The sequence below is a fragment of the Sneathiella sp. D3-11 genome, from assembly GCF_055809395.1.
On record NZ_CM147911.1, the window covers coordinates 1,852,279 to 1,871,410 of the forward strand.

The 19,132-nt window shown below is 55.3% G+C and carries 20 protein-coding genes and 1 tRNA gene; 12 read left to right on the forward strand and 9 right to left on the reverse strand.

Annotated elements, in window-relative coordinates:
- Positions 1-4: 4 nt before the first annotated feature.
- From AC0L73_RS09490 to AC0L73_RS09505, 4 genes are all read right to left on the reverse strand, one after another.
- Positions 5-1,696 (reverse strand): thiamine pyrophosphate-binding protein, encoded by a 1,692-nt coding sequence (locus AC0L73_RS09490; RefSeq protein ID WP_473653606.1) that lies wholly within the window; start codon positions 1,694-1,696, stop codon positions 5-7.
- Between the two features lie 100 nt (positions 1,697-1,796).
- Positions 1,797-2,594 carry a metal ABC transporter permease gene (locus AC0L73_RS09495; RefSeq protein ID WP_227948456.1) on the reverse strand — a complete coding sequence of 266 codons (798 nt, stop codon included), beginning with the start codon at positions 2,592-2,594 and terminating at the stop codon, positions 1,797-1,799.
- Positions 2,587-3,372, reverse strand: a complete 786-nt coding sequence (locus AC0L73_RS09500) for an ATP-binding cassette domain-containing protein (protein WP_473653607.1) — start codon at positions 3,370-3,372, stop codon at positions 2,587-2,589. The genes AC0L73_RS09495 and AC0L73_RS09500 overlap by 8 nt, the downstream gene beginning before the upstream one ends.
- A gap of 3 nt (positions 3,373-3,375) precedes the next feature.
- A complete protein-coding gene (locus AC0L73_RS09505) occupies positions 3,376-3,840 on the reverse strand; it encodes a Fur family transcriptional regulator (protein WP_227948454.1) in 465 nt (154 codons plus the stop codon).
- A 90-nt stretch (positions 3,841-3,930) separates the two neighbouring features.
- On the opposite strand from AC0L73_RS09505, the gene AC0L73_RS09510 reads away from it, so the two are divergent.
- A complete protein-coding gene (locus AC0L73_RS09510) occupies positions 3,931-4,935 on the forward strand; it encodes a zinc ABC transporter substrate-binding protein (protein ID WP_473653608.1) in 1,005 nt (334 codons plus the stop codon).
- A 2-nt stretch (positions 4,936-4,937) separates the two neighbouring features.
- Here the strand turns inward: AC0L73_RS09510 and AC0L73_RS09515 are convergent, their stop codons facing one another.
- Together AC0L73_RS09515 and AC0L73_RS09520 are read right to left on the reverse strand one after the other, a co-directional pair.
- Positions 4,938-5,282, reverse strand: a complete 345-nt coding sequence (locus AC0L73_RS09515; RefSeq protein ID WP_473653609.1) for a TraR/DksA family transcriptional regulator — start codon at positions 5,280-5,282, stop codon at positions 4,938-4,940.
- Between the two features lie 105 nt (positions 5,283-5,387).
- Positions 5,388-5,951 (reverse strand): TMEM165/GDT1 family protein, encoded by a 564-nt coding sequence (locus tag AC0L73_RS09520; RefSeq protein WP_473653610.1) that lies wholly within the window; start codon positions 5,949-5,951, stop codon positions 5,388-5,390.
- Between the two features lie 322 nt (positions 5,952-6,273).
- Between AC0L73_RS09520 and AC0L73_RS09525 the strand changes: the two genes are divergently transcribed.
- Positions 6,274-7,170: a DMT family transporter gene (locus AC0L73_RS09525; RefSeq protein WP_473653611.1), complete on the forward strand. Its 897-nt coding sequence runs from the start codon at positions 6,274-6,276 to the stop codon at positions 7,168-7,170.
- Positions 7,171-7,177: 7 nt separating this feature from the next.
- On the opposite strand, the gene AC0L73_RS09530 is transcribed toward AC0L73_RS09525, so the two are convergent.
- Complete coding sequence (locus AC0L73_RS09530; RefSeq protein ID WP_227948449.1) at positions 7,178-8,047, reverse strand: TauD/TfdA dioxygenase family protein; 870 nt, start codon at positions 8,045-8,047, stop codon at positions 7,178-7,180.
- Between the two features lie 127 nt (positions 8,048-8,174).
- Here AC0L73_RS09530 and AC0L73_RS09535 point away from each other — a divergent pair, with 127 nt between their 5' ends.
- The 3 genes from AC0L73_RS09535 (at position 8,175) to AC0L73_RS09545 (ending at position 11,688) form a co-directional block, all read left to right on the forward strand.
- Positions 8,175-8,903, forward strand: coding sequence for a TetR/AcrR family transcriptional regulator (locus AC0L73_RS09535; RefSeq protein ID WP_227948448.1), 729 nt, complete (start codon positions 8,175-8,177; stop codon positions 8,901-8,903).
- Positions 8,904-9,008: 105 nt separating this feature from the next.
- A complete protein-coding gene (locus tag AC0L73_RS09540; protein ID WP_473655435.1) occupies positions 9,009-10,088 on the forward strand; it encodes an NAD(P)H-dependent flavin oxidoreductase in 1,080 nt (359 codons plus the stop codon).
- Between the two features lie 250 nt (positions 10,089-10,338).
- Positions 10,339-11,688: a DEAD/DEAH box helicase gene (locus tag AC0L73_RS09545; RefSeq protein ID WP_473653612.1), complete on the forward strand. Its 1,350-nt coding sequence runs from the start codon at positions 10,339-10,341 to the stop codon at positions 11,686-11,688.
- A 187-nt stretch (positions 11,689-11,875) separates the two neighbouring features.
- Here AC0L73_RS09545 and AC0L73_RS09550 read toward each other — a convergent pair.
- Both AC0L73_RS09550 and AC0L73_RS09555 read right to left on the reverse strand, forming a co-directional pair.
- Positions 11,876-11,951: transfer RNA gene (locus tag AC0L73_RS09550), tRNA-Ala, on the reverse strand.
- An 84-nt stretch (positions 11,952-12,035) separates the two neighbouring features.
- Positions 12,036-12,494: an FYDLN acid domain-containing protein gene (locus AC0L73_RS09555; RefSeq protein ID WP_227948446.1), complete on the reverse strand. Its 459-nt coding sequence runs from the start codon at positions 12,492-12,494 to the stop codon at positions 12,036-12,038.
- Between the two features lie 90 nt (positions 12,495-12,584).
- Between AC0L73_RS09555 and aroA the strand changes: the two genes are divergently transcribed.
- From aroA to lhpI, 7 genes are all read left to right on the forward strand, one after another.
- Positions 12,585-13,937 carry a 3-phosphoshikimate 1-carboxyvinyltransferase gene (gene aroA, locus AC0L73_RS09560; RefSeq protein ID WP_473653613.1) on the forward strand — a complete coding sequence of 451 codons (1,353 nt, stop codon included), beginning with the start codon at positions 12,585-12,587 and terminating at the stop codon, positions 13,935-13,937.
- The gene (locus AC0L73_RS09565) at positions 13,934-14,551 is read left to right on the forward strand and encodes a (d)CMP kinase (protein WP_473653614.1); all 618 of its coding nucleotides are present in this window, start codon (positions 13,934-13,936) and stop codon (positions 14,549-14,551) included. The genes aroA and AC0L73_RS09565 overlap by 4 nt, the downstream gene beginning before the upstream one ends.
- A gap of 147 nt (positions 14,552-14,698) precedes the next feature.
- Positions 14,699-16,438 carry a 30S ribosomal protein S1 gene (rpsA, locus tag AC0L73_RS09570; RefSeq protein WP_473653615.1) on the forward strand — a complete coding sequence of 580 codons (1,740 nt, stop codon included), beginning with the start codon at positions 14,699-14,701 and terminating at the stop codon, positions 16,436-16,438.
- A 55-nt stretch (positions 16,439-16,493) separates the two neighbouring features.
- Positions 16,494-17,399 (forward strand): signal peptide peptidase SppA, encoded by a 906-nt coding sequence (gene sppA / locus AC0L73_RS09575; protein WP_473653616.1) that lies wholly within the window; start codon positions 16,494-16,496, stop codon positions 17,397-17,399.
- Positions 17,400-17,454: 55 nt separating this feature from the next.
- Positions 17,455-17,739 carry an integration host factor subunit beta gene (gene ihfB / locus AC0L73_RS09580; RefSeq protein ID WP_227948441.1) on the forward strand — a complete coding sequence of 95 codons (285 nt, stop codon included), beginning with the start codon at positions 17,455-17,457 and terminating at the stop codon, positions 17,737-17,739.
- A 68-nt stretch (positions 17,740-17,807) separates the two neighbouring features.
- A complete protein-coding gene (locus AC0L73_RS09585) occupies positions 17,808-18,188 on the forward strand; it encodes a lipopolysaccharide assembly protein LapA domain-containing protein (RefSeq protein WP_473653617.1) in 381 nt (126 codons plus the stop codon).
- A gap of 5 nt (positions 18,189-18,193) precedes the next feature.
- Entirely contained in the window at positions 18,194-19,132 is a 939-nt protein-coding gene (lhpI, locus tag AC0L73_RS09590; protein ID WP_473653618.1) for a bifunctional Delta(1)-pyrroline-2-carboxylate/Delta(1)-piperideine-2-carboxylate reductase, read from the forward strand.

Here is a 19,132-nt window from a genome sequence, read left to right on the forward strand (position 1 = left end):
TTCCTTAAGATGCTGTTGTTTTCTGCCCCTGTTCGCGCGCGGCCGAGAGGCTCTGTTCCGGGGTTAATACCTCCGGATCAACAATGATCTCAATTACCGCTGCCTTGCCGGAGGCCTGCGCCGCTGCAAAAACATCCGCAAAATCTTCCGTCCGGGTGACTTTCTCCCCGAAGGCCCCATAGGCTCGGGCGAGCGCCGCAAAATCCGGATTGGCGAGAGTGGTTGCGTGCACGCGGGCCGGATATGTCCGCTCCTGATGCATACGAATAGTCCCGAGCATACCGTTATTGACGATAATAAAGATGACGGCGGCGTTAAACTGCATTGCCGTCGCCAGCTCCTGGCCCAGCATCATGAAACAGCCGTCGCCATTGAAGCTGACCACGGTCCGCTCGGGTGCTGTAAGTTTGGCGCTGATCGCAGCGGGCACGCTATAGCCCATCGCCCCGCTGGTCGGTGCAAGCTGGGTGCGATATTTTTTATGTTGGAAAAAGCGATGCGCCCAAACGGCATAGTTCCCGGCCCCGGCGGTGATGATCGCATCTTCGGGTAAGGTGTCATTCAGGTAAGCGACGATCTTGCCAAGATTGACCGGACCCGGCACCTCGGTCGGCTTGATCCGCTCCAGATAGTCGGCGCGGGCATTCATGACCCAGCCTTCGCGCGCCTTCACACCCCCTGGCGCCATGGCGCGCGCAGCGGATGCAAACTCCGGCATTCGGGCGTTGATCGCAATATCGGGAAGATAAACACGCCCCAGCTCTGACGCCCCAGGATGGACATGGACCAACGGCATTGCCGGGTTCGGCACATCGATTAGGGTATAGCCCTGTGTCGTCATCTCCCCAAGGCGCGGCCCGACGACAAGAAGAAGGTCGCTCTCCTTAATACGTTTTGCAAGTTTTGGATTGATACCAATGCCTACGTCGCCCGCGTAATTTGGATGACGATTATCGAAACAATCCTGTGAGCGGAGCGATGCGCCAACCGGTATGCCGTGGCTTTCGGCAAACGCCTCAATATCTTTCACCGCCGCCTGGGTCCATGTCGCGCCGCCAACAATCATAAAGGGGCGCTCCGCCGCACCAAGTCGCGCCTCCAGCGCCATCATATCCGCAGCGGCCGGCGCAATGTTTGGGGCTTTTGCGGGGTGCGCGATGTCCGACACTTCCACCACATCGGTCAGCATATCTTCAGGCAAGGCAAGCACGACAGGCCCCGGCCTCCCTGACAATGCTGTATGAAAGGCACGGCTGACATATTCCGGAATGCGGCGGGCATCGTCGATTTCGGCGACCCATTTCGCCATTTCGCCGAAGACACGGCGGTAATCCATTTCCTGAAATGCCTCCCGATCAATGGCGTCGCGCCCGACCTGCCCGACGAAAAGGATCATCGGCGTACTGTCCTGAAAGGCGGTGTGCAGCCCAATCGAGGCATTGGTCGCGCCGGGCCCGCGTGTCACCATACAGATGCCGGGCCGACCGGTGAACTTACCATATGCTTCCGCCATGTTGGCCGCGCCGCCTTCATGTCGTGTGTTGATCATCCGGATGCTGTTGGCATGGTTATAGAGGCCGTCGATCACGGCGAGATAGCTCTCCCCCGGTACACAGAAAACTGTATCCGCTCCCTGAATTGCAAGTTGATCGGCGAGGATTTGCCCGCCCGTTCTGGCTTTCATCGACCCTGTCATTTCCATCCCTTGATCATGCCTGTTATATGGATGCGTGATCCTAACAGATTGCCCGGGCAAGCCAATGACAAGATTCAACTTTTCATCGCATTGACGGCAATCAAGAACGTCGGCGCATCGCCGCTACGATGGAAAGAAGCGCGAAGATGATCGCCGCCGCGGTGACAATACTCGGACCGGAGGGCGTGTCAAACTCAACAGAGCCGGAAATCCCGGCGACTACCGCGATCAGCCCGAAGACAGCCGCCCAGATCGCCATACTCTCCGGGGAGGAGACAAGCTGACGCGCCGTCGCCGCCGGAATGATCAGCATCGAAGTAATCAGAAGGATGCCAACGATACGAATGGACACCGCAACGACAATGGTCATCAACAACATGAGAAGGATATTCGCCCAGACTGTATTCACGCCTTCGGCGCGGGCGAGGTCCTCATGCAGGGTCATCAGGGTCAGCGACGACCAGTTGAAAACCAGCAAGCCTATTACGAGAAGGCCTCCGCCATAGATCCAGTAAAGATCGCTGATCCGGACGGTCAGAATATCGCCAAACAAATAGCTGTAGAGATCGAAACTGACATTATTGAGGAAACTCAAGGCCACCATCCCGATGGAGAGCGCAGCATGGGCAAGAATACCCAGCAAGGTATCCGTCGCCAGCACCCGGCGTTGCTGCAGCCAAACGAGCAGAAGCGCAAACACAGTGCAGACGATGACTGTACCAAGATTGATATTAATGCCGTAAAGCAGGCCGAGCGCAATGCCGAGAAGGGCGCTATGGGCGAGCGAATCGCCGAAATATGCCATCCGCCGCCATACCACGAAGCAGCCCAGCGGTCCAGCAATCAGCGCAACGCCGATCCCCGCCGCAAGCGCGCGGAGGATAAAATCATCAACCATCAAGTTTTTCCAGGTGTTCGTGGGTATGGGATTGGGAGTGGTCGTGAGGGTGGGACGCCTCATCATGGTTGTGGTTATGATCATGGCTGTGGTTATAAACCGCCATAAGCCGTGCCATATCATTGCCGAACAGCGAAATAAATTCCGGATCGCGCGTCACCACGTTCGGCTCCCCATGGCAACAAATATGATGATAGAGGCAAACCACCTCCCGCGTGCTCGACATCACCAGATGCAGGTCATGCGATACCATCAGGATGCTGACATCTCGCTCAGCGTAAATTTTCTCAATCAGCTTGTAGAAAGCGAGCTGGCCCGTCACATCGAGATTCTGCGCCGGTTCATCCAGCACCAAAAGGTCCGGATCATCCAGAAGTGCGCGTGCCAACAATACCCGTTGCAGCTCCCCGCCAGAGAGCACATGGATCGGCTGATCGAGTATCTCTTCTATCGCCGTTTCCCGCGCCACATTCAGCAAAACATCCTTCGGCGCCCTCTTGCGCAGGGTGAGAAACCGCCGTACCCGGATTGGCACCGTATGATCCGCCACCAACCGCTGCGGCACATACCCGATTTTTAGGCCGGCACGACGCACGACTTCTCCCTTGGACGGCGCATAGAATCCCATCATGCATTTCAGCAGCATGGATTTACCTGCGCCATTTGGCCCGATAATGGTGATGAAATCCTTTTCGCCAATGCTGAGCGATACATCCTCAAGGATGGTTTTTCCGTCGCGATACACGCTGATCTGACGGGCGGAGAGCAATTCAGTCATGTATTAGTGGACTCCGCGGCAGTCACTGCATTCGCCGGTGATCTCAAGTGTGACATTTTTTATTTCAAACTGGTTGCGCCAACTGGTCTTCGCCACCGCGTCTACGATATCGAGATTGCAGCATTCCTTCGCCTCCCCACAATCGGAGCAGATCAGGAAATAACATTCGCGATGTTTTAAAGGATGACCGCAGCCAACAAAAGCATTGAGACTGTTGATCTTGTGCACGAGGCCGTTTTCGGTGAGAAAATCCAGCGCACGATAGACTGTCGGCGGTTTGATTGACGCAATCCGTTGATCCAATTGATCAAGAATATCATAGGCTTTGATCGGCCCATGGCTTTGCCAGACCAGTTCCAGAACCTTGCGCCGCACATCCGTAAAGCGTAAACCACGCGCGTCACAGATATCCTCTGCCCGCTGGAGCGCCTCCGCAATACAGTCGCTATGGGTTGTACAGTTATGCATTTCTTTTTTCCAAAAGGCAGGTTGACATGGTTATGTTATAATATAACATTTACGGTTCTTCGCAACCTCTAACTTGAAATTTGGACTTCCATGACGCGTTTTTTCTTCCGCCTTCTCATTCTATTCCTATTTCCCGCAACCGCTCTTGCCGCTGAAAAAGTGACCGTTGTGACCACAATCAAGCCACTGCATTCTCTGGTTCAGGGCGTCATGGGCGAGACGGGGGATGCTAAGCTTCTCATCACCGGCATCTCCTCGCCGCATGGGTTCTCCCTTAAACCGTCACAGGTGCGCGACATGCAGGATGCCGGAGCCATCTTTTACATCGACGAAGCATTCGAAAGCTTCCTGAAGAACGCGCTGGAATCCCTGCCCGAAGATGTACGCAAGGTATCACTTTCCCACGCGGAGGGCGTAAAACTCCTGGAACAGCGCGAAGGGGGCGCTTGGGACGAGCATGATCATGGTCACAGCCATGCGCATAGTGATGACCACGACGACCATGAGGACCACAAAAAAGAGGGTCATGAGGATCACAAGGGTCATGAAAATCATGAAGGCCATGGCACTGAGGCGGATAATCTACATCTTTGGCTGGATCCGGAAAACGCCATATATATAACCCGTGCCGTTGCTTACGAGTTGGGTCGCCTCTATCCGGAAAACCGGACGGTTTATAAAGAAAATGCACTAAAACAGATCGCCCGGCTTAACGATCTTGACGCGACATTGCGCACCCGCCTCGCCCCGTTAAAGGGGAAGGCCTATATCGTATTGCATGATGCCTACCCCTATTTAGAGGCGCGCTACGACTTGATGGCAGTTGGCTCTCTCACGCTGGAACCGGACACACCCGTCTCGGCGAAGCGACTGAAGGAAATCCGGGAAAAAATACAGAAAACCAACGCTGTCTGCATCTTCCGGGAACCTCAGTTTGATGACCGACTGTTACAAACCGCCGCAGAAGGGCTCCCGGTCAGGCTCGGCGCCCTCGACCCTCTTGGTGCGGAACTCGAACCCGGCACGGAGCTTTACTTTACGATGATGAACACATTGGCGGATGGCCTCGCAGATTGTATGCAGGATCCGTCCTGACCTTATGAGGCCCGGAGGATCTTCCCGCTTCTTTCCCGCGCGCAAGTAATACAAAGTGTCGTATAGGGAAGCGCTTCCAACCGGGCCTCATTGATCTGCTCCCCGCAAGCAGAACAGATTTCGTAGTTGCCAGCCTCGATCCGATCAAGCGCCGCCTTGATCATCTCAATCTCATGGATAATGCTTTCCTCCAGACGCTCATCAACCTCATCGCCCTCCCGCTCGATGACCTGTTCCCCGAAGGAGGCACTGTGAGTGCCGCGAAGCCGCTGCTCAATCGATTCCAGCCGATTGACCTCCTCGGCGAGCTTGTCCCGTAATTGCTTTTCGACTGCTTTTGTATCCACGATGTATTCTCCTGAAAGACCATTTAGTTGATAGATAATCCCTTATCTTGGGGGTAAAGGCATTGATACGGATCAAACCCCCTGCGACCGCCGTATCAATGAAGATCAGGCAAGTTCTGTCATGAGCGAATAGACACCCGTCACTATAAATACCACAGCCGCGATGACCCGCGCGGCGCGCAAAGGTACATATCTCATAAGACCCGCGCCAAATAGGACGAGCGGTACATTGGCAAGAAGCATACCAAGGGTCGTGCCAAGAGTGACAAGAACCGGAGCGCCAAACTGTGCACCCAACAAGACCGTCGCGATTTGCGTCTTGTCGCCGATCTCGGCCAGAAAAAACAGTATCAGGGAAACAATAAGGGCGCCATAGGTATCCCACCGTGATGTCGGCGACTCCTCCCTATCAGGGAAGAGCAGCCAGAGTCCGACCGCGATAAAACTACCGCCGATGATCCATACCCCAAAGTCACTTTGAAGAAATTGTCCAAGCCACACCCCCGCCCAGGCCGATGCCGCATGATTAAGAACCGTTGCAATCAGTATCCCGGCGATAATGCTCCATGGCTTGTTGAAACGGGCAATCAGAAAGAGGGAGAGAAGCTGGGTCTTGTCGCCGATCTCTGCGAGCGCGACAGTAACAACAGAGGTAATAAAGGCTTCCATAAATCTCTACCGGCGGGACAATAAACCAAAGACAAACAGCGGCCTCCCGCAAATGGGCCGTTATTTGCCTTAGGTCTTGTCGATACTGCATTTGTTTGCAATACGAACCTGCCACAAGCCTTGAGGGCTCGAGTATGTTGACAGGCTCACACAACCGAAATTGAGCGGACTACTCCCCTATGACGGCGCAAAAGCTATCAATCTTCGACTCCCTTGTCCATGGGAAAGCCAAATTCGAATATCATACCTGATTTCGGATAGTTTTAGCGGGCGGGAAGTGACATTGTAGGCGCATCGAATGTTTCGGATATGAGGGTTAGGAATGTCGTCGCGTGCCTGGCTTATATTGCTGACGCTATCTGTCCTTTGGGGTGGCACTTTCTTCTTTATCGAGCTGGCGCTTGTTGATTTCACGCCCCTTACCATTGTCTGTCTCCGGGTGCTGCTCGCCGCGCTCGCCCTTTTTACTTATCTTAAGCTAAAAGGCGAGGCGATCCCGCGCGACCTGTCACTCTGGGGAATCTTTATGGTGATGGGACTGCTGAACAATATCATTCCGTTCAGCCTGATCGTCTGGGGCCAAACCCATATTACCGGCAACGTCGCCTCAATCCTGAATGCCACAACGCCGCTCTTTGCGGTCATCCTCGCGCATTTCCTTACGGCGGACGAGAAACTCAACCGTCATAAGTTTCTGGGCGTGCTGATTGGTTTTGGCGGCGTGGTGGTGATGATGCAACCGAGCCTGGCGGAGGGGTTCAATTTCGAAAGCATCGGGCAGATTGCCATTCTTGGCGCGGCGCTCTCATACGGATTCGCCGGGATCTGGGGCAAGCGCCTGAAGGGGACATCAGCATTGGTCAACGCTTTTGGGATGCTCGCCTGTTCCAGCGTGATCATGCTGCCGGTGGCGCTGATTGTCGATGAGCCTTTCGCGGCCAGCCCCGACTGGACCAGTCTCTCCGCCGTCGTCGCGCTCGCGATTTTTGGAACCGCGCTTGCCTATATATTCTATTTTCAGCTTCTCGCGCTGGCCGGCGCCGTCAATCTTCTGCTGGTCACCTTCCTGATCCCGGTGACCGCACTCCTCCTCGGAGTGGGTATCCTCAGTGAAGCGATCCACCCCCTTTCTCTAGTCGGGACCGCCATCATCTTCGCGGGCCTCGCCCTGATCGACGGCCGTATTCTCACCCTGTTCCGCAAACCAAAGAGGGTCTGACGCGACTTCAGAAGGGGCGGTCGCCCACAACCGTCACCCGTTCCAACAAACGATGCTCCGGAAAAAAGTCGCCAACCGCATAATGCTGGGTGCTCCGATTGTCCCAAAAGGCAATAGAATGAGGCTCCCAACGGAAACGCACCTGATAATCTGGCGTCGACGCGGTCCGGTAGAGTTTGGTCAGTAATTCCATACTCTCTTCCCTGGTCTTGCCTTTAATATTCGTCGTGAAAGGATTGTTCACATAGAGTGACTTGCGACCGGAAACGGGATGCGTGCGGACAATGGGATGCTCCGACGGCGGGTATTTGGCTTTCAGTTCCTTAACCAGATCCTCGGTTCCCGGCTGGGCATACATCGCCTGACGGAAGGGTTTCCAGTCATGCATGGCGGTCAGCCCTTCAATCTCCTCCTTGGTTTCATCATCGAGACCTTCATAGGCCGCCTCCATATCCGCCCATAGCGTATCGCCGCCGACTCTGGGTGAAATGATGCATCTCAGGATTGACCCAAGCGACGGGTCCTTCCGCCAGGTCACATCGCTATGCCATTCATCCGCAGTTATCTGGGACTTAGCAGTGCTTTCCACAACCATGATTTCCGGCGCGATATCCTGTGTCTTGAACCCTTCCTTATGCTGGGTGAGAGGGTGAATTTCCAACTCGCCAAACCGTCGGCCGAAGGCGAGATGCTGCTCGCGCGTAATATCCTGATCCCGGAAGAACAGAACCTTATATTTAACCAGAGCATCAGAAAGCAGGTCGATAACCTCCTGATCGAGGGATTCACGCAAATCCACGCCCGATACGACCGCGCCCAATCTCACCGTCATAGGTTCAAAATGCAATTTGTCCGCGACAATATTCAACATCACCATTTCCCTCTCCTTGTTTTTATGTGTTAATGGATCTTCATTAATTGATATTAATTAATCGGTTGTGATTATCTTGTCAAGACGATAATATGGGATTAGATATAGACCTTATTTTGGAAAAACGGCTCCCATGACAAACAGGAATATCCTTGAAAAGCGAGCAATTGATTCTCCGGACGCAATAGGCGAACCGTCACCTCCGCTTGACGGGACAAAACTCAGAATTGTCACCGCCGCGGAGAGGTTATTCGCCCTTCACGGTATTGATGGGGTTACCCTCCAGCAAATTTTAAAAGGGGCAGGGCAGCGTAATTCCTCTGCCATGCATTATCATTTTGGCACCCGCGATGCGTTGATCGAGGCCATTCTCATGTGGCGGGTCACCAAGATTGATACCCATCGCAACCAAATGATTGATAATCTGCTGGCAGAGGGCCGCGGCAATGATATCCGCGGGATTGTGGAGACGGCCGTCATTCCTTTCATCCGACCGATAGAGGAATCGGTGCAGCCAAGCTATTACAACCGATTTTTGCTGGAAGTGCATCGCAGTCCAACTGTCAGTTTTGACGACATCATCGCCGGTAAGGCCGACCGGGGAATCAAACGAATGAATGAGCTATTGCTGGGACAGCTTGAGAATATCCCCGCCGAATTGCGCATGACCAGAATCGCGACATTAAGATCGATGCTTATCTTCGCCGTTGCGGATATCGAGGCCGTGCGCTCCCGCAAGCTGAAGGAAAAAGGCGAATTCAATTTTGATCGCGCGGTCGAGAACCTGATCGATATGGCCAGCGCCGCCTTCATCGCCCCGATGTCCCTTGAGACCAGAAAGCAGCTGACACTCTCACCCTGATCGACAGGCGAACTCTCACTCTGTTGCACAAACAAAAAAGCCTGACCTCGTCGTCCTGAATTGCTACAACAAATTATCGGAATATAAGAAATGGGAGGGTGTGTGATGTGGCCGAACGAAAGACTACTTGATCTTCTGCAAATCGAGGTACCGATTATTCAGGCGCCCATGGCCGGTGCGAACGGCTCAGCGCTAGCGATTTCGGTAAGTGAGGCGGGCGGTCTGGGGTCTCTTCCCTGCGCCATGTTGAACGAGGACAAGATGCGCGCCGAAGCGGGCAATATTCGCCAGCAAACCGCAAATCCGTTCAGCATGAATTTCTTCTGCCATACCGCCGTTGCACCAACACCGGAGCAGCAGGCGGCATGGACAGCACAGCTCACACCTTTCTATACGGAATACGGACTTGACCCGTCCGACATTGCGCCCGCCTCCATCCGCCGCGCCTTTGATGAAGGCATGTGTGAACTGGTCGAGGATATCAAGCCTAATGTGGTTAGCTTTCACTTCGGCCTGCCTGACGCCCCTCTGCTGGCGCGGGTCAAGGCCGTCGGCACGCGGGTTATTTCCAGCGCGACAACAGTTAACGAGGCCCGCTGGCTCGAAGCAAACGGATGTGATGCGATCATTGCGCAGGGTTATGAGGCGGGCGGTCATCGCGGCATGTTCCTGACAAAGGATATTACGGCGCAGGCGGGCACCATGGCGCTGTTACCGCAAGTGGTCGATGCCGTGAAAGTACCGGTCATCGCGGCCGGCGGCATTGCCGATGGGCGGGGTATCGCGGCGGCCTTTGCCTTGGGCGCTTCCGGTGTGCAAATTGGCACCGCTTATCTGTTTACGCCGCAATCCCTAATCAGCGATCTCCATCGCGCTGCCCTTCATCAAGCGACAGATGATCAAACCGTCATCACCAATGTGTTTTCCGGTAAGCCCGCACGCGGATTAATCAACCGGATTATTCGGGAGGTCGGGCCGATGTCGGAAGATGTACCGCCCTTCCCGACGGCCGGTGTCGCGCTTGCGCCCCTGAAAGCAAAAGCGGAAGAGGCCGGGTCGGGCGATTTCACCTCGCTCTGGTCAGGACAGGCGGCATCGCTTGCGCGCGATATGGATGCCAGCGAGCTTACCCGAACCCTCGCATCGGACGCCTTACAGCGTTTGCAACAGCTGGCCGGTAAATAGAGAAAGATTGACATTCCGTTATATTAGCGTATGAGTCGCCTCATTGCCGAAGCGATACCAGTAGAGTGTCGCGTTGCAGCTTTTCGCATGGCGCTAATTTCGATCTCTAATAATTAGTCCGTCGAAACCATCCCCGAAACAGCAATACATCTGCATCGATCGAGAAATTCGACCGGCCGTTTGTTTTGTCTGAATCTTGGAGCGTCTGCGCTGCAACAGGCCTTATAAAAACTGGAAAGTAACTAAAGTAATGACAAAATTTACAGACCTCGGTCTGAACCAATCCGTCCTTCGCGCAGTCGAAGAGGGCGGTTATGAAACCATGACACCCATTCAGAAACAGGCAATTCCCGCCGTTATGGATGGCAAGGACCTGATCGCCATTGCGCAGACAGGCACCGGCAAAACCGCTGCTTTCGCGCTTCCCCTGATCCAGAAGCTGCTGAGCGGCGAAGGCAAGCGGACGCCGAAAGCCGCCCGCGCCCTGATCCTCGCCCCGACACGCGAACTGGCGATACAGATTTCCGAAAATATCCAGGCTTATTCCAAATATCTGCACCTGAAGACTACGTTGATCTATGGCGGCGCAGGCGCCAAGCCGCAAATTAAGGCCATGGCCGCCGGTGTCGATATCCTGATCGCAACGCCGGGTCGCCTGCTCGATTTGATGAACCAGCGGCATGTCAGCCTCTCCAATGTTGAATATCTGGTATTGGACGAAGCCGACCGGATGCTCGATATGGGCTTTATCCGCGATATCCAGAAGATCATCGCGCAATTGCCAAAAGCGCGGCAGACCCTGCTCTTCTCTGCGACCATGCCGACATCGGTTGAAAAGCTCGCGAACAGCATTCTTCGGAATCCCCTCCGGATCGAGGTTGCCCCGGCGGCGACAACAGCGGAAAAGGTCGACCAGCATGTGCTGATGGTGCCGAAAGGCCGCAAGCGCGAACTGCTCGCCCATGTGCTGAAAGACGAAAGTCTGAGCCGTGTACTGATCTTCACGCGCACCAAGCATGGTGCGAACCGTGTCTCACGTCAGCTCGAACAGCTGGGCATCTCCTCTGCCGCCATTCACGGCAACAAGTCGCAGAATGCCCGCCAGAAAGCACTTAATGATTTCCGCGCCGGCGACACACGCGCCATGGTGGCGACCGATGTGGCGGCGCGCGGAATCGATGTCGATGGCGTCACCCACGTGATCAATTTCGAGATTCCGAACGAGCCTGAAAGCTATGTCCACCGGATTGGCCGCACGGCCCGCGCCGGTGCGGCAGGCGCAAGCCTCTCCTTCTGTGATCATGAGGAACGCGCGTATCTGAAGGATATCGAAAAAAGCATCCGCCAGCCCGTCCCGGTGCTGGAGGACCACCCTTTTCATGCGGAAGGCATCGCTAATGCCCCGGCGGGCGAGGAAAGCAAGCCTTCGAACAACGGACGTGGGCGCCGTGGCGGTGGAAATGGACGCCCGGGGTCAGGGTCCGGCAACAGGCAGAATAATGGTGGCGGCCGCTCTGGCGCACCGAAAGCCCAACGCGCCGGTGCTGGTGCTGGCGGAGGCCGCCAACGTAACCGCCGCTCCCAACGAACCGCTGCGTAAGCTAGTCAACGCATAACGCGAAACTAAAAAGGCCCTGCCGAATTGGTGGGGCCTTTTTTAATGAACAATTTCGGCATTAGCGCCGCGCGAAGTAATTGCTACCGCCTAATGCACGGAAACATTCGCTCGTCAAAGCTTCAGGTACAACAAAAAAGCCCAACCGTTTCCGGTTGAGCTTTTGGAATAATGGTGGAGCCAGACGGGATCGAACCGACGACCTCTTGAATGCCATCCAAGCGCTCTCCCAACTGAGCTATGGCCCCATATTGGCGAGTAATCCCGCCGCGGGTTCGGAACCTATGCCGAAGCCCGCTTAGTTTCAAGTCAAAAATGCAGACCCGCTGAAATCAGCTTTCGTCGTCGCTTTTCGGCTTGATTACGACGCCGGAAAGATCGTCGTCATCATCGTCATCATCTGCAAGATCAACTGTATCCGGATCGATTAGATCATCATCGATATCGTCTTCGCGATCCGTATCGCCTTTCTCCAATGCCTCCGCAGCCTTCTTCTTAGCGGCGGCGGCCTTCTTTTCGGCCTCCGACGGCGTGGTTGGTGCCGACCGTCGTGGTTTCAGCAACCGCTCCGGTTTATTCTCCGCTCCGCAGGACGGACAGATAATCGGCGTTTTCTTCATGTCGTAAAAAGGCTTGCCGCAAGCACTGCAACGATGCTTTTCGCCCCATTCCGGTTTTGCCATTGTCACCTCATTCTCACCAGAGCGCCAATTTATGCAAAGGCGCCCAAACTCACCATTGAAGGAGGTGAAGTGCCAGAATAAAGGATCGCTGTCAAAAGTTTCTTTCATTTGGCCGCAGCTTTATGTGACATGTGTGGAAAAGCTTGCTAAAACCGAACGGATTTTTAAGCCTGTATAGAAAATTCTGGCCAGATATTTATGACGTCCCTTTCTTCCGCCCCCCGCCCCGTAACTGGACGGCATTCGCCGCCCCTGACCGGAACCGTCACGGTGCCGGGCGACAAGTCGATTTCCCATCGCGCCCTTATTTTTGGGGGGCTTGCAACCGGGACAACCCATATTTCCGGCCTGCTGGAGGGGGAGGATGTGCTTCGTACCGCCGCCGCACTCCGTCAACTCGGTGCAGAAGTTGTGAAGGATACCAATGGCAGCTGGCAGGTCACTGGCAATGGCGTCGGCGCCCTTGCCGAACCGGACGACGTTCTCGACATGGGAAATTCGGGCACGGCGGCGCGCCTCCTGATGGGACTGGTATCAAACAGCGCCTTCACCACTTTCTTTATGGGCGATGCCAGCCTGCATAAGCGCCCGATGAGCCGCGTGAGTATCCCGCTTGAGAAAATGGGCGCGCTTATTATAAGTCGATCTGGCGGGCGATTCCCCCTTGCGGTAACCGGCCGGACGCTGATGCCGATTGAGTATGAACTGCCTGTTGCCTCAGCTCAGGTAAAGTCTGCCATCCTGCTCGCCGCGTTGGATACGCCGGGCCTCACCCGCGTGACAGAGCCTAAGCCGACCCGCGATCACACCGAAAACATGCTCCGCCATTTTGGCGCAGACGTAACGGTGACCGACCTTGAGACAGGCGGCCGCCTTATTGAGTATCAGGGACAGCAGGAACTCACTGCCGCCGATATCGTCGTTCCGGGCGATCCGTCTTCCGCCGCCTTTATTGCGGTGGCGGCGGCGGTCCTGCCAGACTCTGACGTGACCATTACCAATGTCGGGCTAAACCCGCTACGCGATGGTATCTTTATTACCCTGGAGGAAATGGGCGCGAATATCGAAATTATGAACCCACGCGAACAAGGCGGTGAGAAGGTCGGCGACATTCGTATTAAAGGCGGTGAACTTCAGGGAATTGAAGTCCCGCCAGAACGCGCGCCGACGATGATCGATGAGTTTCCTGTCCTCTTTGTGGCAGCCTCCTTCGCCAAGGGAACAACGGTGATGCGTGGCCTGCATGAACTTCGCGTCAAGGAATCAGACCGAATTACGGCGATGGCGGCGGGCCTTAAAGCCTGCGGCGTTACCTTTGAGGAACTGGACGACGGCCTCATCATTGAAGGCAACGGCAACGCGCCGAAGGGTGGCGGGCATATCGAGACTCATCTCGATCACCGCATCGCCATGTCCTTCCTGATTATGGGTCTGGCGACACAAGAACCCGTCACCGTCGATGATGGCCGGGTGATGGAGACAAGCTTTCCGGGATTTGTCGATTTGATGGGCACGCTTGGCGGCCAGATTACACCGGACAATCAGCCATGATTATTGCGGTCGATGGCCCCGTTGCTGCCGGCAAAGGCACCCTCGCCCGGCAGATCGCCGCGCATTATCGTCTTGAATATCTTGATACCGGGGCGCTTTACCGCGCCGTCGGATTAAAACTTCTCCGCGACGGACATGATCCGCATGACGAGGAGGCTGCGGTTAATGCGGCACGTCATGTGGGAGAGGTCCCGCTCGATGATCCCGCGCTTCGCGATGAGGCAACGGGGGAAGCAGCGTCTATCGTCGCGGCCAATCAGGGGGTCCGCGCGGCGCTTCTCCAATATCAGCGGGACTTTGCAAAAATTAAGGGTGGCGCGGTGCTGGACGGGCGTGACATCGGCACAGTTGTCTGCCCCGACGCGGATGTAAAGCTGTTTGTGACCGCAAGTGCCGAGGTGCGGGCGCGCCGCCGTTTCGACGAACTTGTCGCCAAGGGTGTAGATACAACCTTTGAGGCCGTGCTGGAAGATTTGCACGCTCGTGACGCCCGCGATATCGGCCGGGGCGCGGCGCCACTTAAAAAAGCTGACGATGCGCACTTGCTTGATACCTCAAAATTGGATATAGAAGCGGCAGTTACGGCGGCTTGCATGATTATTGATGCCGCCTGAATATAAAGGAGACCGTTCCGACCACGCCGGAACATTACATTAACAGCGCTTCTCTTGCGTGCGTATCCTGATTTGGAGAAGCCAGTGGCCATCGATCCGCCGGAAGACCGGTTTGGCCTGATACGAGGATCTTGAAGGAAATCAAATATGTCAGATACATCTCTTGCTGAAGAAGGCATGCCTGCTGTCGAGGATTTCGCAGCACTTCTCGATGAATCCTACGGCGCCAGTGACAGCCTTGAAGGCACCGTCATCAAGGGCACCGTTATCAATATCGAAAACGACCTTGCCATCATTGATGTCGGACTGAAGTCCGAAGGCCGTATTCCGCTCAAAGAATTTGCCGCGCCCGGTCAGGATTCAGACCTGAAAATTGGCGATACGGTCGAAGTCTTCCTTGAAAGAATTGAAAACTCCGCTGGTGAAGCCGTTCTGTCTCGTGACAAAGCCCGCCGCGAAGAAGCTTGGGAAAAACTCGAAGTTGCCTTTGGCGAGAACGAACGCGTCGATGGTATCATCTTCGGTCGCGTGAAAGGCGGCTTTACGGTCGATCTCTCCGGCGCTGTGGCCTTCCTGCCCGGCAACCAGGTGGACGTTCGCCCCGTGCGCGACATCGGCCCGCTCCGTGGTATTCCGCAGCCTTTCCAGATCCTGAAAATGGATCGCCGCCGTGGTAACATCGTTGTTTCCCGCCGCGCCGTTCTGGAAGAAAGCCGCGCCGAAGCCCGCTCCGAGCTGATCGGTACCCTCGAAGAAGGCCAGACACTGGAAGGTGTGGTCAAGAACATCACCGATTACGGCGCCTTCGTCGATCTGGGTGGTGTTGATGGCCTGCTCCATGTCACCGATATTGCATGGCGCCGGGTCAACCATCCGTCAGAAGCGCTCACCATCGGTGAGACCGTCAAGGTACAGGTTATTCGCCTGAACAAGGAAACCCAGCGCATCAGCCTCGGCATGAAACAGCTTGAGGAAGATCCTTGGGAAGCTCTTGAAGCGAAATACCCGGTTGGCGCCAAATTCACGGGCCGTGTCACTAATATCACCGATTACGGTGCGTTTGTTGAACTTGAAGCCGGTGTTGAAGGCCTCGTCCATGTTTCCGAAATGAGCTGGACGAAGAAGAACGTTCATCCAGGCAAGATTGTCTCCACCTCTCAGGAAGTGGAAGTCATGGTTCTGGAAGTCGATCAGGCACGCCGCCGTATCAGCCTTGGCCTGAAGCAATGCATGGATAACCCATGGGATAGCTTCGCGCAGACAACGCCAGTTGGTACCGAGATCGAGGGTGTGGTCAAGAACATCACCGAATTTGGTCTGTTTGTCGGTCTTGAAAACGACGTCGACGGCATGGTTCACATGTCAGACATCGACTGGAGCCAGCCAGGTGAGCAGGCGATCCAGGAATATAAGAAGGGCGATACGGTAAAGGCGAAGGTTCTCGACATCGATGTTGAGAAAGAACGCGTCAGCCTCGGCATCAAGCAGTTGAGCGAAGATCCGTTTGCCGGTGCCGCAGAAATGAAGAAGGGCGCCGTCGTCACTTGTACGGTTTCCAAGACTCAGGACGCCGGCCTTGACGTTGAAATCAGCGAAGGTGTTGTTGGCTTCATCCGTAAGGGTGAACTCAGCCGCGATCGTGCCGAGCAGCGTCCGGACCGTTTTGCCGTTGGCGACAAGATCGATGCCAAGATCACGGCCATCGACAACAAGACCCGTAAAGTCACTCTGTCGATCAAGGCACGCGAAGTTGCAGAAGAAAAACAGGCTGTTGCACAGTATGGTTCTTCCGATGCCGGTGCGTCTCTTGGCGATATCCTCGGGGCTGCCATGCGCAGTGCCAACAAGGATGACGACGCGGGTTCCGACGACAAAGCAGACGGGTAAACACCCATGTTGATAGCCGCTATCGATCGTCATTCCTTTATTCGAAAGGCTGAAAATGTCTGTCGATAGCGAAAACTACGATATCAGGCGCCGCCTCAAGCGGCGCCTGTCTCTTTGGCGCCTGCTGGCAATTTTGCTGGTCATTGTCCTCGGCGTCTGGATTTTCAACGAGATGAGCGAAGAAGAGGTCAGAGACCATATCGCTCGCCTTGATGTTACCGAAATCATTGTCGAGAATGACCGCCGCGAGGAGGCCATCGACGACATTATCAAAGACCCGTCTGCAAAGGCGTTGATCGTTTATATCAACAGCCCCGGCGGCTCTACATACGGCAACGAACGACTTTTCAAAGCGCTGCGCCGCGTCGCGGAAACGAAACCCGTCACAACTGTGATCGGCACAGTTGGCGCGTCAGGCGGATACATGACGGCACTTGCCGGGGACCGTATTTTTGCGGGCGAATCCTCCATTGTCGGCTCCATCGGCGTAATTGTGCAGCTAACAGAAATCTCCGAATTGATGAAAAAGGTCGGCGTCAGCGCTACCGCCATTACCTCGGGCGCGTTAAAAGGCGAACCCTCCCCATTCAAACCGATATCTGAGGCGGGACGCGAAAACCTTCAGGAAATGGTGACAGCGACTTATGACTGGTTCGTCTCCATGGTGACCCAGCGCCGTCCGCTGGATGAAACACAGGTCCGCGCTCTCGCGGATGGACGGGTCGTCATTGGCCTCGTCGCCGTGAAAAATGGCCTGATTGACGAGATCGGCGGCATCACCGAAGCGCAAAGCTGGCTGGAATCGGAACAGCAGATTCCGTCCGGCCTACCACTCCGTACCGTCGATTACAGCGAGCCAAAACCTCTGATTGCAAGGCTTTTGGGGGAAATGATGGGGAAAAGCGTTTTATCAGAAAGACTTACACTTGACGGACTGCTCTCCCTTTGGCAACCTGACTGATATTGGGAAAAGGCTAGACAAACGATAAAAAATTATCACTGACGGGGAGTGTCGAATGATAAAATCTGAACTTATTGCGATTATCGCGGAAAATAATCCCCATCTGTACCAGCGCGATGTGGAGCGTATCGTTACCACCATATTTGACGAGATTTCCGACGCCCTTGCGCGCGGCGACCGGGTCGAACTGCGCGGTTTTGGGGCGTTTTCCACCAAGGAGCGGGCCGCACGTGTCGGTCGCAATCCGCGCACCGGGGAGGCTGTGCAGGTGGATAAAAAATATGTGCCCTATTTCAAATGTGGCAAAGATCTGCGCGATCGGCTTAACACCGACGCTTAAAGGGTTCGCCATCGGCCCAAAATACCGTTAATCTGGCGGCAACAGTTGTCTGAACCAGAAGGACGTCCATGCTGAAATTATTTTTCTGGATACTTTTCCTTGTCATCGCCCTTGTCGTGGCGGCGCTAAGCATCGCCAATCGGGAAGTGGTGACTTTTTCCCTCGATCCGTTCCCCTTTGCGTTTGATTTACCGCTCTATGCCCTACTGCTGGCCGCGGGGTTTGTCGGCCTGATCGCCGGTGCCGTTGTGACCTGGCTGCGTGGACATACCACGCGCCATGAAAACCGCCTTTACAAGCGGGAGGTGGAGGAACTTAAAGGCAAAAACGTCCGCCTCACCCGCGAACTGGAAGAAGCCCATGCGCGAGAGAGCAAAGGCCCGGCGCCCGATGCACTGGCGCCGCCTATCACGGGAAACAACAGCTTGAGCATCATGTCGGCTGATTGACCCAAATGCAGATTATCAACAATGCTAAAATCGCTGACGCGCTTCAATACCCGGCGCTGATCGATGCCCTTCGCCGAATGTTTATCGATGGCTGTACCCAGCCGCTTCGTCATCATCACGGGCTGGACCCCGAAGATGAGAAAAAAGGCACCCTCCTCATCATGCCTGCCTGGCAATCAGGCGGGTTTCTCGGCCTCAAGACCGTAACGGTGATGCCGGAAAACGGCGCAAAGGGCCTGCCCTCTGTTCAGGGAACCTATATGCTGTTCGATGCTGTTGATGGCCGCGCGCTCGCCCTGATGGATGCGGGCGAACTGACAATCCGCCGAACAGCGGCTGCCTCTGCGCTCGCCGCCTCCTATCTTGTCCGAAAGGATGCATCTACCATGCTGATGGTCGGGGCTGGCGCCATGGCGCCCTGCCTTATCCGGGCGCATTCTGCGGTGCGGGACCTTAAAGAGATATCGATTTGGAACCACCGCCCGGAAAAGGCGGAAAAGCTCGCCGACGACCTCACGCGAGAGGGGTTTTCCGCCCAGGTTGTCACAAATTTAGAAGACGCCGCCCGGCACGCCGACCTCATTTCCTGCGCGACACTTTCCACCGAACCGCTGATCAAAGGCGAGTGGCTGAAGCCGGGCGCACACCTCGATCTGGTCGGCGCCTTTACCCCAGCCATGCGCGAAAGCAATGATGATGCCGTGAAAATCGCGACGCTGTTCGTGGATACGCGCGAAGGCGGCCTGAAAGAGGCAGGCGATATTGTCCAACCGCTGCAAACTGGCGTCATCAGGGAAAGCGATATTCAGGCCGATCTTTATGATCTCTGCAAGGGAACGCATGCCGGTCGCGCGTTGGATGATGAAATCACCCTCTTCAAGTCGACCGGTGCTGCCCTTGAGGATCTCGCCGCTGCCATTCTCGCCTATGAGGCAAACGGATAG